We start from the raw sequence: 11,624 nt of genomic DNA, 5'->3' as shown, positions 1-11,624 counted from the left end.
CCCCAAGCCCTGGCCTGCCTCGCCGGTGCCGCACCCTCCACCCGCCAGTCCGGAAAGATCAAACACATCGCCTTCCGCTGGGCGGTCGACAAACAGCTCCGCGACGCCGTCTGCGACTTCGCCGGCGACAGCCGCCGCGCCAACCCCTGGGCCGCCGACCTCTACAACCGCGCCAGAGCCCGCGGCCACGACCACCCACACGCCGTCCGCATCCTCGCCCGCGCCTGGCTGTTCGTGATCTGGCACTGCTGGCAAGACGGCGTCGCCTACGACCCCACCCGGCACAGAGCCCTCCAACACCTTCTCAACCAAGATCAACCGGCTACTGCTTGACACAGGGCTACTCACGCGTGCTCCTCCCTGGTGCCGCCGTCCGGCTCCTTGCGGAGCGGCACACCGGGCTCCTCGATGCCGTGCAGGGCGCCGATCGGGCGGACCTGCCCGGGGCCGCCGGCGCGCCGCTGGAGTTCGCGGAGCTGGTGCTCGAGTTCGGCGACGCGGTCGTCCCGCTCGTGCAGGGCCTCGGTGAGGCGGTGGACGGCCTCGTCCGTCACCTGCATCTGGTAGCCCCAGATGGTCGCCGGGAACCGGTAGTACGTGCCCCGCGGCCCGAGGACGGGGCGCCCTTCGCCGTCCAGCCGGAGCGGCGGGAAGTCGGGATGGGTCTCGGCCAGCTCGCCGCCGCGGCCCATGGCGAGGGCGACGACGGCGCCCAGCACGGCCACGCCGGCCAGGACGAGAACCACGACAACCATCTTGCTCCGATCTGACGGAACCCCACCTGGAGGACGATCCCCAGACCCCGATCGTGCCACGCTTGGCCGCATGGGGTTGCAAGAGCCGAAGGTCATTTCACCGGACGCGCCGGTGCCCGCCGGTGCCGTGGACGCCGGAACGGCGCCCCCGGCGAGCCGCGTCGAGGGGCTCGTCGCGTCCGGGGACGCCGTCCTGGTCACGCTGGAGACGGACGCGCGGGAGGCCGATCCGGGGCTGCTCGCCGCGGCATCGGTCTACGCCTGGCTGGGCGTGAGGTGGTTCCGCGTGCCGGAGTCGCAGGCGGACGGGATGCGCCAAGTGCTCGACATGGTGGCGTCCATCCAGGGCACCCGTCCGCCCGCCGTTGCCCGCCGCGGCCTCGCCTGATCCTGTGGGGGCGACCCCACACCCCGCTAGCCGCGGAGCCGGTGCCAGGGGCCCGAGATCGCGAACGTGGCGCCCGGGTCCGACTGGCGGTTGGCGAACAGGATGCGCCCGTCCGGCGAGAACGTGACGCCGGTGAACTCGCTGCCGTTGAGGGCGTTGCGGGCCATCGCGAACGGCTTGTTCCGGCGGGTGGTGCCGACGAGGTACTGCTCGCCGTCGCCGTCCTCGGCCAGGATCACGCCGCCTCCGTACGGGGAGACGGTGATGTTGTCGGGGCCGTCGAAGCGCCCGCCCGGCTTGAAGACGAGCTGCAGCTCGATCACGTTCTTGTGCGGGTCGTACGTCCAGACCTGCCCGGCGTGGTCGGCGGCGCCGCCGTCGGCCGTGTGCGAGAAGCTGCACACGAAGTACGCCTTGCCGTGCCCCCACCAGGCGCCTTCGAGCTTCTGGCTGCGGGTGATCGTGTCGAACTGCTTGCGGACGGAGGTCTTCTTCGCCGACGGGTCCGGGACGTCCACCCAGCGGGCGCGCAGCCGCGTCCCGGGCTCCTGGACGACCGACAGGTCCGGGACGCCGCGGACGTACAGCGCCTCCAGCTTCCCGCCCGCCATGTAGGAGTGGTAGCCGCCCCGGTGGTCGCGCGGGCTGAACCGGTAGAGGAGCCCGAACGGCCCGGCCGCGTCCTCGGTCAGGTACGCGGTGTGGGTGTGCGGGTCGACGGCGACGGCCTCGTGCGCGAACCGGCCGAGGCCCGTCAGCGGGACGGGCTCGGTGCGGCGGCCGTGCGGGTCGACCTCGAAGACCCAGCCGTGGCTCTTGGTCTCGCCGCCGAATCCCTCGGTCTCCTCGCAGGTCAGCCACGTCCCCCACGGGGTGCGCCCGCCCGCGCAGTTCTGCGCCGTCCCGGCGAGGCTGACGTACTGCGACAACAGGTTGCCGCGGCTGTCGACTTCCAGCGTGCTCGTGCCGCCGAGGGCCGCCGGGTCGTAGGTCAGCTTGCCGGACGCCACCGCGCGGGTGCCGCTGTCGGTCTGCTCGTGGTTGCGGACCAGCCGGGTGCGGCCGTGCCTGCTACCGGGGAACGTGGCCGTCCCGTCGTGGTGCCCGGGGACGACGACGCCGTCGGAGATGGGGTCGCCTTCGACCGACAGCGTCTTGTAGGTGAAACCCTTGGGCAGGTCCAGGACGCCCTTGGGGTCGGGGACCAGCGGGCCGTAGCCGTACGCCTCCCCGGTATCGGCCCCCGCGGAGGTCTGGAAGATTCCGTCCAGGCTTCCGGCGAGGGCGATGGACAGCGCGCCGGCCGCGCCGCCCTTGACGACTCCGCGACGGGTCACGGACATGGGCACTCCTTAGCGTGAGGGATCACGCGGGAGCCTGGTCGCCGCCCCTGAACCGCCGGTGAACGAGCACCGGCCGGACGGCAAACCCCCAGGACAATCTTGCTCAGCGGGCCGTGGGGAAGGCCATTCCGGACGTTTCGGCCTGCCCGGCGGGCTCGGGCCAGCGCGAGGTGACGGCCTTGGCGCGCGTGTAGAAGCGCACCCCTTCGGGCCCGTGGACGTGCGTGTCGCCGAACAGGGACGCCTTCCAGCCGCCGAACGAGTAGAACGCCATCGGCACCGGGATCGGGACGTTCACGCCGATCATCCCGACGTGCACGGCCCGCTGGAACCGCCGCGCCGCCTCCCCGGACGAGGTGAAGACCGCCGTCCCGTTGCCGTAGGGGTTGGCGTTGACCAGCGCGATCGCCTCGTCGAGTGTCTCGGCGCGCAGCACGACCAGCACCGGTCCGAAGATCTCCTCCTGGTAGGCGGGCATGCCGGTGGTGACGGCGTCGAGCAGGCAGGGGCCGACGAAGAAGCCGGGGCCGGCCAGGCCGCGGCCGTCCACGACGAGCTTCGCGCCGTCCCGCTCGGCGGCCTCGACGTGCCTGGTGACCCGGTCCCGCGCCGCCGCGCTGATCAGCGGTCCCATCTCGCTGGCGGGGTCGGCGCCCGGCCCGACGGTGATCGCGCGGGCCCGGCCGGCGAGCCGCTCGATCAGCGGGTCGGCCGCCTCCCCGACCGCGACCGCGACGGAGATCGCCATGCAGCGCTGCCCCGCCGACCCGTAGGCCGCCGCGGTGATCTGGTCGGCGGCCAGGTCGAGGTCGGCGTCCGGCAGCACGACCGCGTGGTTCTTGGCGCCGCCGAGCGCCTGCACCCGCTTGCCGGCCGCGCTCGCCGCCTCGTGGACGTGCCGGGCGACGGGCGTGGACCCGACGAACGACACCGCCGCCACGTCCGGGTGCGTGATCAGGGCGTCGGCGGTGTCCCGGTCGCCGTGCAGGACGTTGAACACGCCGTCCGGCAGCCCGGCCTCGGCGTACAGCTCCGCGACCAGGTTGGACGCCGACGGGACGCGCTCGCTCGGCTTGAGCACGAACGTGTTCCCGCACGCGATCGCGATCGGGTGCATCCACAGCGGCACCATGACCGGGAAGTTGAACGGGACGATCCCCGCGCACACGCCGAGCGGCTGCCGGAACGAGAACGCGTCCACGCCGGACGACACCTGGTCGGAATACTCGCCCTTGAGCATCTGCGGGATCCCGCACGCGAACTCGACGACCTCACGGCCCCGCACGACCTCGCCGCGCGCGTCGTCCAGGACCTTGCCGTGCTCGGCGGTGATGAGCCGGGCCAGCTCGTCCTCGTGCCGTTCGAGGAGATCGCGCAGCGCGAACATGATGCGCGCACGGCGGGTCAGCGACACCTCCGACCACGCGGCGAAGGCCCGCGCGGCGGAGCCCACGGCGGCGTCCACCTCGGCGTGGCGCCCGAGGACGACCTCGCCCGTCTGCTGCCCGGTGGCGGGATCGTGGACGGCCGCAGCGGTGCTCCCGCCGACCGGGACGCCACCGATCCGGTGCTGAATCGAACGCATTGAATTCCTCTCAGAGGTAGCGGCGCTGGGCCTTCTTCTGGTCGTCGTACCGGGCGCGGGCCTGCTGTGTGTGGTCCAACGCGGCCACCTCGGCGACGGGAACGTCCCACCACGCCTCACTGTCGGGCGCCGGGACGAGCGGATCGGTCTCCACATGGACGACGGTCGTGCGCGGCGAAGCGATCGCCTTCCGCAACGCCTCACGGAACCCTTCGGCGCCGGTCGCGTGGAGCACGTCCGCGCCGAGGCTGGCGGCGTTGGCGGCCAGGTCGACGGGGATCGGATCTCCGTTGAGGCCGGTCGCCGTCCGGACCCGGTGCCGCGTCCCGAACCGGTCGGCGCCGACCGATTCGGACAGGTTGCCGATCGAGGCGTATCCGTGGTTCTGGACCAGGACGACGACCAGCTTGATCCCTTCGGCGACGGCCGTGGTCAGCTCTTGGGCCATCATCAGGTACGACCCGTCGCCGACCATGACGAAGACTTCGCGGTCCGGGGCGGCCATCTTCACGCCGAGCCCGCCCGCGATCTCATATCCCATGCAGGAGTAGCCGTACTCGACGTGGTAGCCCTTGGGATCGCGCGCCCGCCACAGCTTGTGCAGATCACCCGGCATCGACCCGGCCGCGCACACCACCACGTCTCGCGGCCCGGACTCCGTGTTGACGATCCCGATGACCTCCGCCTGCGCCGGCGGAGTGCGGTGCCGCAGTTCGTATGCGTCGTCGACCGCGGCGTTCCAGGCGGCCATCAGCGTCCGAGCCCGTCCTCGGTGGGCTTCAGGGACGCCGTAACCGGCAAGGGATACGCGCAGTCCCCGGATCGCCTCTTTCGCATCGGCGACGACGGCGGTCCCGGCGAGCTTCACCGCATCCGCGCGGGCGACGTTGACGTTGACGAACTTCACCGCCGGGTTGGCGAAGAGGCTGTGGGAGGCGGTGGTGAAATCGCTGTAACGGGTACCGATACCCACCACGACATCGGCCTCGCGCGCCAGCGCGTTGGCCGCCGTGGTGCCCGTCGCACCAATGGCACCCACCGAACAGGCGTGGTCCCAAGGCAGCGCGCCCTTACCCGCCTGCGTCTCGGCCACCGGGATGCCCGTCCGCTCAGCGAACGCACGCAACTCCTCAGTCGCCTGCGAGTAGATGACACCGCCGCCCGCCACGATCAGCGGACGTTCGGCGGCTTGCAGAATGGCGGCGGCCTCGTCGAGCGCGGCGGGCTCGGGGACGGGACGGGCGATACGCCACACCCGCCGCGCGAACAGCTCCTCCGGCCAATCGAACGCCTCCGCCTGCACATCCTGCGGAAGCGCCAAGGTGACCGCGCCCGTCTCGGCCGGATCGGTCAGCACCCGCATCGCCGCCAGCAACGCACCCGGCAACTGCTCAGGACGATTGATCCGATCCCAGTACCTCGACACCGGCTTGAAACAGTCGTTCACCGACACATCGAACGACCGCGCATCCTCCAGCTCCTGCAACACCGGATTGGCCGCACGCGTGGCGAAGACATCACCCGGCAACAACAACACCGGCAACCGGTTGACGGTCGCCAACGCCGCACCGGTCACCATGTTCGTCGCACCCGGCCCGATCGACGTCGTACACGCAAACGTCGACAACCGATCACTCATCCGCGCAAAGCCCGACGCCGCATGCACCATCGCCTGCTCGTTGCGCGCCATGTAATACGGGAAATCCTCGGCATGCTCCAGCAGCGCCTGCCCCATCCCCGCCACATTGCCGTGACCGAAGATCCCAAAGCAGCCAGCGAAGAACCGCCGCTCCACCCCGTCCCGCTCGCTGTACTGCGCCGCCAGGAAACGAACCACCGCCTGACCGACCGTGAGCCTCACAGGACCTCCACTGCGGCGTCTACGGCGCCGGCCACGTCGCCGTCCGGCGGGTAGAGGAGGGAGCGGCCGACGACCAGGCCCCGCACGGTCGGGAGGCGCATGGCACGCCGCCAGCCGTCGCGGGCGGCGTCTGGATCGGCGGAGACCTCGCCGCCGAGGAGGAGGGCGGGGAGGGTGGAGGCGGCCATGACGCGTTCCATGTCCGGGACGACAGGGACCTTCAGCCAGGTCCGCGCCGAGGTCGTGCCGAGCCCGGACGCGATGGCGATCGCGCGCATCATCGCCTCGGGAGACAGGTCGTTGCGGACGCGGCCGTCCACCCGGCGGGCGATGAACGGCTCGATCATCGCCATCAGGCCGTGCCCGGCGAGGGCCGACACCGCGTGGGCGCAGCCTTCCAGGGTGCGGGCGGTGGCCGGGTCGTCGTCGTCCACGCGCAGGAGCACCTTGCCGCCGTCCAGGCGGGACGCGGCGATGGCGTCGGCGCTGTAGGCGGTGAAGCGGTCGTCGATCTCGAAGGACGCGCCGGCGAGGCCGCCGCGGTTCATCGAGCCGATCACGACCTTGTCTTCGAGGGCACCGAGGAGCAGCAGGTCCTCGGCCACGTCGGGGGTGGCGAGTACGCCGTCCACGCCGGGGCGTTCCAGGGCGGTGCAGAGCCGGTCGAGCAGTTCGCCGCGGTCGGCCATGGCGAACGGGTCGCCGCCCGCGGCGAGGGCGCCGCGGGCGGGGTGGTCGGCGGCGAGGAGCATCAGCCGGCCGGTCTCGCCGAGCAGCGACGGGCGCCGGGTGCGGCGCGCGGCGGCCTCGGCGACGGCCTCGGGGCGGACGGCCCGGGTCTCGGCCAGCGCGGCGATCCGCCCGGCGCGGGCCCCGGCTTCGATGTCGAGTGTCATGCCGCCACCTTCCTCACCAGTGCGTCCACCTCACCGGTGGCGGGCATCGCCGCCGAGCACGCGAGCCGGGACGCGACGATCGCGCCCGCCGCGTTGGCGAACTCGATGACGCGCGCAAGCTCCCATCCGGCGAGCAGGCCGTGGCAGAGGGCGCCGCCGAACGCGTCGCCCGCGCCCAGGCCGTTGACGACCTCGACCGGCACGGGCGCCGCCTCGGCCAGGCCGCCTTCGGCGTCGACCGCGAGGACGCCGGCCGGGCCGCGCTTGACGACGGCCAGCCGGACGCCCCGGTCGAGCAGCGCGCGGGCCGCCCGCATCGGATCGCTCTCCCCCACGGCGGCTTCGCATTCGGCCAGGTTGCCGACGGCGACCGTCGCGTGTTCGAGGGCCTCGCCCGCCCAGCGGGCCGCCTCGTCCCGCGACTCCCAGAACATGGGCCGGTAGTCGAGGTCGAGGACGGTGAGGTCCGCGCGGCGGCGGGCGCCCAGCGCGGTGAGCGTCGCCGTGCGGGACGGTTCGGTGCACAGCCCGGTCATCGTCGTCCACAGGATCCCGGCGGCCTCGATCGCGGGACGGTCCAGCTCGTCCGCCCGGATCTCCAGGTCGGGCGCCTTCGGGAAGCGGTAGAAGTACAGCGGGAAGTCGTCCGGCGGGAACAGCTCGCAGAACGTCACGGGCGTCGGCAGGCCGGGGACGCCGGCGACGTAGCGGTCGTCGACCCCGTAGCCGGCCAGGGCACGGTGGACGAAGCGGCCGAACGGGTCGGCGCCGGTCCGGGTGATCACGGCGGCGCGGCGGCCGTGCCGGGCGGCGGCGACCGCGACGTTGGTGGCGCTGCCGCCGAGGAAGCGGGCGAAGGTGTCCACCTCGTCGAGGCCCACACCGGCCTGGAGCGGGTAGAGGTCGACGCCGACGCGGCCCATGGTGATGACGTCGAAGCCGGTCATGCGGCGATCCCGGCGAGGAAGTCCACGCAGGTGCGGACGTCCTCCAGCGGTCCGGCGCCCTCGGCGGGCTCGGCGTCGATGACGGCGTCCTGCTCCAGGACGTACCAGCCGTCGTAGCCGGCGCCTTCGAGGGAGCCGATGATGCCCGCGATGTCGATGTCGCCCGCGCCGAGCGGACGGTAGATGCCCGCGCGGACGGCCTCGGTGTAGGGGGTCCGGCCGTCCCGGACGGCGCCGGCCAGGTCCGCGTCGACGTCCTTGAGGTGGACGTGCGCGATCCGGCCGGGGGCGCGGGCGGCCAGCTCGCCGGGGTCGGTGCCGCCGATCAGCAGGTGGCCGGTGTCCAGGCACAGCGGGATCGCCGACCCGTCCAGGACGCGCCGGACTTCTCCGGAACGTTCCACCATCGTGCCCACATGGGGGTGCAGCACCGCGCGGACGCCCGCCTCGGCGGCGAGGGCGCCGATCCGGTCGAGATTGGCGAGCAGTGCGGTCCAGCCGGCGGCGTCGAGCGGCGGTCGCTCGTCGTAGCCGTCCAGGCCGGTCACGGCGGCCAGGACCAGGGTGAGGTTGGAGCGTTCCACTCCGGCTCCGAACCCCGCCAGCACCCGCCGCACCTCGGGCAGCGGGTCGCGGCCGGGATCGTGCAGGACGACCGGCGCGAACCCGCCGACCGGGCGGAGCCCGAACCCGTCCAGCAGCGCGGCGCGCTCGGCGGCCCCGGCCGGCAGGAAGCCGTCCGGCCCGAACTCCGTGGCGGCCAGCCCGAGGTCGCGCATCTCCGCCAGAACCCGCGCGGGACCCAGCTGGTGGCCCCAGCCGGGCACCTCGCACACCCCCCACGAGATCGGGGCTCCCGCGACACGGTCCTTGATCATCGGCTCACACTCTTCTCCGGGACGCGCTCGGGCCGGCCATGCCGCCGGCCCGGCCCGAGTCTGCTGAAGGCCACGCGGGCATGTCAATAGTTTGTTATGACATTATGAGGTAATAAGTTAAACACACATGGCGGGGTACGATCGTCCCGGACGAGAGGAGACGATGGGTGTACCGACCGCGCGTGACCGTGGACCGCAGCAGCCCCGTGCCGCTGTACTACCAGCTCGCGCAGCAGCTGGAGGCGGCGGTCCGGGCCGGTGAGCTGTCCCCCGGCACCCGCCTGGAGAACGAGGTGGAGCTCGCCGACCGCTGCGGGCTCTCGCGGCCGACCGTCCGGCAGGCGATCCAGCACCTGGTCGACCGTGGGCTGCTGGTGCGCAAGCGGGGCGTCGGCACGCAGGTGGTCCAGTCGGAGATCCGCCGCCCGATCGAGCTGACCAGCCTGCACGACGACCTGGCGGCGGCCGGCCGGGAGCCGCGCACCGAGGTCCTCGAACTCGGCCCGGTCCCCGCCGAGGACGAGGTGGCCAAGGAGCTGGGCGCCCCGCCCGGCACCGAGGTCCTGCGGATGCGCCGGATCCGCTTCACCGGCGACGAGCCGCTCGCCCTGCTCACCAACTACCTGCCCCTCGACCTGCTGACCGTGACCGGGGACGACCTCGCCGAGCACGGCCTGTACGAGCTGCTCCGCGCGACCGGCGTCAACCTGCGCATCGCGAACCAGACCATCGGCGCCCGCGGCGCGACGGCGGCCGAGGCCCGGCTGCTGGACGAGCGGCGCGGCGTCCCGCTGCTGACCATGACCCGCACCGCCTACGACGACAAGGGCGCCGCGATCGAGTACGGCTGCCACGTGTACCGCGCGGACCGCTACTCGTTCGCGCTCACCCTCGTCGAGCGGTAGCCGCGCGGGAACGGCCCGCCGGACGCCGGGTGAAATCTCCTGATCGATTGGAGCGCTCTATTGAATTAGAGCGCTCTAACGCTTACGGTGCAGGCGTCCGCACCACGCATCAGGAGGAACCCGATGCAGCTGAGACCCACCCCCCATCTGCGCCTCGCCGCCGCGGCGGCGACCGTGGCACTGACCGCCGCGGTCCTGCCCGCCGTCCCGGCGGCGGCCGACGAGCTCGCCGAGGTCCGCGTCGCGCTGGAGACGCCGGCCAACTTCGACGACGAGGCCGGCGGCAACGCCAACGCCGACGACCCCGCCATCTGGAGCCATCCGAGCGACCGGAACGGCGATCTCGTCGTCGCCACGCTGAAGGAGGGCGGCCTCGTGGTCTACGACGCCGCCGGCCGCGAGATCCAGCGCTTCGCCGCGCCCGCGCCGCCCCGTCCGGGCGACGAGCCGGGCCGGTTCAACAACGTCGACCTGATCTACGGCTTCCAGCTCGGGCGCACCAAGGTCGACCTCGCCGTCGTGTCCGACCGCGGACGCGACACCGTCCGCACCTACGCGATCGACCCGCGGGCCGCCGCGCGCCACCGGGCGCCCCTGACCGACGTCACCGACCCGGACGTCGCGCCCGTCTTCTCGTCCTCGCCGGACGACGTCAACGAGCAGCGGACCGCGTACGGGCTCGCGTCCTGGCAGGACTCGCACGGCCGGTCCTACGTCGCGCTCAGCCGCCGCCACACCTCACGGCTCGGCCTCGTCCGGCTGGAGGCGACACAAACAGGCAAGATCACCTATCGGCACGTCCAGGACGTCGACCTGCCCACCTCCTTCCCGCTGCCCGGCGGCGGCACCTGGACGCCCTGCGAGGACCCGGGCGAGGGCCCGCAGGTCGAGGGCATGGTCGCCGACCCCGAGAACGGCGCGGTATACGCGGCGCAGGAGGACGTCGGCATCTGGCGCGTCCCGATGGACGGCGGCGCGCCCCGGCTCATCGACAAGGTCAAGGAGTTCGGCGTCCCCGCCGCCTACGACCCGGCGACCGAGGAGTGCGCGCCGAGCGGCCCCGACCCGGGCGCCGGCGGGGAGCACCTCACCGCCGACGCCGAGGGCCTCACCATCTACCGGCAGGACGACGGCGACGGCTACCTGCTCGCCTCCAGCCAGGGCGACAACACCTTCGTCGTCTACGACCGCGACGACCCCGGCGAGTACCTCGGGCACTTCCGGGTCGCCCCCGGCAGCCTCGTGGACGGCTCCGAGGTGTGCGACGGCGCGATGGTGACCAGCGCCCCGATCGGCGGCTTCCGCAAGGGCCTCCTCGTCGTCCACGACGGCGTCAACACCCCCGAGGCCGTGGACGGAAACGGCGAAGTCCGCGAGAACACCAACTTCAAGTACGTCCGCTGGGAGGATGTCGCCACCCCGCTCGACCTGGACATCACCCCAGGCGACTGGAACCCGCGAGACTAAGAGACACCGAACCGACGCGGGCCGCCGTCCATGGCGGCGGCCCGCCGCACGCCTGGAGATCACGCATGGCCCACCCGACCCTGGAGGACGTCGCGGCCCGCGCCGGAGTGTCGCGCGCGCTGGTGTCGCTGGTGATGCGCGGCTCCCCTAAGGTCCGGAAAGAACGCCGCGAGGCGGTGCTCCAGGCGGCCCGGGAACTCGGCTACCGCCCCAACATGATGGCCCGCGGCCTGGCCGCCGGCCGGACGGGCATCGTGGGCGTCCTCCTGTCCGACCTGCACGACCCCGTGTACGCCGCGATCTACGACGGTCTGGCCGAGGAGGCGGCCCACCGCGACGTGCGGCTCCTCCTCACCACCGGACGCGGAAGTCCGGCGCGCGAACGGGCCGCCGTGAACGACCTCCTGGACCTGCGCCCCGACGGTGTGGTCCTGGCCGGCCCGCGAATCCCCACCGCCGACATCGAACGCGCCGCCTCCGGCTGCGCCGTGACGGTGGCGGGCCGCTCCGTCCGCTCGACCCGCGTCGACTGCGTGACCGGCGACGAGACGGCAGCCATCGACCAGGCGATCGCACACCTCAGGGACCTCGGCCACCAC

General features: G+C 72.8%; 12 protein-coding genes. 5 read left to right on the top strand and 7 right to left on the bottom strand.

The genetic code is table 11. The annotated features are described in order from the left end of the window. Window positions 1-333 (top strand): transposase (locus E1293_RS37765; protein WP_165978566.1); only part of this gene is annotated, 333 nt, incomplete at its 5' end. A gap of 11 nt (window positions 334-344) precedes the next feature. Here the strand turns inward: E1293_RS37765 and E1293_RS37760 are convergent. Further along, a complete protein-coding gene (locus tag E1293_RS37760; RefSeq protein WP_132203404.1) occupies window positions 345-755 on the bottom strand; it encodes a hypothetical protein in 411 nt (136 codons plus the stop codon). A 70-nt stretch (window positions 756-825) separates the two neighbouring features. On the opposite strand from E1293_RS37760, the gene E1293_RS37755 reads away from it, so the two are divergent. Next, window positions 826-1,143, top strand: a complete 318-nt coding sequence (locus E1293_RS37755) for a hypothetical protein (protein WP_132203402.1) — start codon at window positions 826-828, stop codon at window positions 1,141-1,143. A 26-nt stretch (window positions 1,144-1,169) separates the two neighbouring features. Here the strand turns inward: E1293_RS37755 and E1293_RS37750 are convergent, their stop codons facing one another. The 6 genes from E1293_RS37750 to E1293_RS37725 form a co-directional block, all read right to left on the bottom strand. Then, window positions 1,170-2,486: an alkaline phosphatase PhoX gene (locus E1293_RS37750; protein WP_132203400.1), complete on the bottom strand. Its 1,317-nt coding sequence runs from the start codon at window positions 2,484-2,486 to the stop codon at window positions 1,170-1,172. 103 nt (window positions 2,487-2,589) lie between these two features. Next, complete coding sequence (locus tag E1293_RS37745) at window positions 2,590-4,071, bottom strand: CoA-acylating methylmalonate-semialdehyde dehydrogenase (protein ID WP_132203398.1); 1,482 nt, start codon at window positions 4,069-4,071, stop codon at window positions 2,590-2,592. Window positions 4,072-4,081: 10 nt separating this feature from the next. Next, the gene (iolD, locus tag E1293_RS37740) at window positions 4,082-5,932 is read right to left on the bottom strand and encodes a 3D-(3,5/4)-trihydroxycyclohexane-1,2-dione acylhydrolase (decyclizing) (protein ID WP_132203396.1); all 1,851 of its coding nucleotides are present in this window, start codon (window positions 5,930-5,932) and stop codon (window positions 4,082-4,084) included. Further along, window positions 5,929-6,828 carry a Cgl0159 family (beta/alpha)8-fold protein gene (locus tag E1293_RS37735; RefSeq protein ID WP_132203394.1) on the bottom strand — a complete coding sequence of 300 codons (900 nt, stop codon included), beginning with the start codon at window positions 6,826-6,828 and terminating at the stop codon, window positions 5,929-5,931. Before E1293_RS37735 ends, iolD begins: the two co-directional genes overlap by 4 nt. Continuing rightward, window positions 6,825-7,775: a 5-dehydro-2-deoxygluconokinase gene (gene iolC, locus E1293_RS37730; RefSeq protein ID WP_132203392.1), complete on the bottom strand. Its 951-nt coding sequence runs from the start codon at window positions 7,773-7,775 to the stop codon at window positions 6,825-6,827. The genes E1293_RS37735 and iolC overlap by 4 nt, the downstream gene beginning before the upstream one ends. Further along, a complete protein-coding gene (locus tag E1293_RS37725) occupies window positions 7,772-8,653 on the bottom strand; it encodes a TIM barrel protein (RefSeq protein ID WP_132203390.1) in 882 nt (293 codons plus the stop codon). The genes iolC and E1293_RS37725 overlap by 4 nt, the downstream gene beginning before the upstream one ends. A gap of 167 nt (window positions 8,654-8,820) precedes the next feature. Here E1293_RS37725 and E1293_RS37720 point away from each other — a divergent pair, with 167 nt between their 5' ends. The 3 genes from E1293_RS37720 to E1293_RS37710 form a co-directional block, all read left to right on the top strand. Continuing rightward, window positions 8,821-9,558, top strand: coding sequence for a GntR family transcriptional regulator (locus tag E1293_RS37720; protein ID WP_243717157.1), 738 nt, complete (start codon window positions 8,821-8,823; stop codon window positions 9,556-9,558). A 123-nt stretch (window positions 9,559-9,681) separates the two neighbouring features. After that, complete coding sequence (locus tag E1293_RS37715) at window positions 9,682-11,025, top strand: phytase (RefSeq protein WP_132203388.1); 1,344 nt, start codon at window positions 9,682-9,684, stop codon at window positions 11,023-11,025. Window positions 11,026-11,090: 65 nt separating this feature from the next. Beyond that, window positions 11,091-11,624: LacI family DNA-binding transcriptional regulator (locus tag E1293_RS37710; protein WP_132203386.1), on the top strand; the 534-nt coding region annotated here is incomplete at its 3' end.

Origin of the sequence: Actinomadura darangshiensis, from assembly GCF_004349235.1 — a bacterium.
GTDB lineage: Bacteria > Actinomycetota > Actinomycetes > Streptosporangiales > Streptosporangiaceae > Spirillospora > Spirillospora darangshiensis.
This window is presented reverse-complemented; position numbering and strand designations above follow the sequence as displayed.

Excerpts from the sequence above, each read along its gene's own strand:
- E1293_RS37750 (WP_132203400.1), bottom strand. The coding sequence starts at position 2,486 with ATGTCCGTGACCCGTCGCGGAGTCGTCAAGGGCGGCGCGGCCGGCGCG.
- E1293_RS37760 (WP_132203404.1), bottom strand. The coding sequence starts at position 755 with ATGGTTGTCGTGGTTCTCGTCCTGGCCGGCGTGGCCGTGCTGGGCGCC.
- E1293_RS37755 (WP_132203402.1), top strand. The coding sequence starts at position 826 with ATGGGGTTGCAAGAGCCGAAGGTCATTTCACCGGACGCGCCGGTGCCC.
- E1293_RS37735 (WP_132203394.1), bottom strand. The coding sequence starts at position 6,828 with ATGACACTCGACATCGAAGCCGGGGCCCGCGCCGGGCGGATCGCCGCG.
- E1293_RS37725 (WP_132203390.1), bottom strand. The coding sequence starts at position 8,653 with ATGATCAAGGACCGTGTCGCGGGAGCCCCGATCTCGTGGGGGGTGTGC.
- iolC (WP_132203392.1), bottom strand. The coding sequence starts at position 7,775 with ATGACCGGCTTCGACGTCATCACCATGGGCCGCGTCGGCGTCGACCTC.
- E1293_RS37715 (WP_132203388.1), top strand. The coding sequence starts at position 9,682 with ATGCAGCTGAGACCCACCCCCCATCTGCGCCTCGCCGCCGCGGCGGCG.
- E1293_RS37745 (WP_132203398.1), bottom strand. The coding sequence starts at position 4,071 with ATGCGTTCGATTCAGCACCGGATCGGTGGCGTCCCGGTCGGCGGGAGC.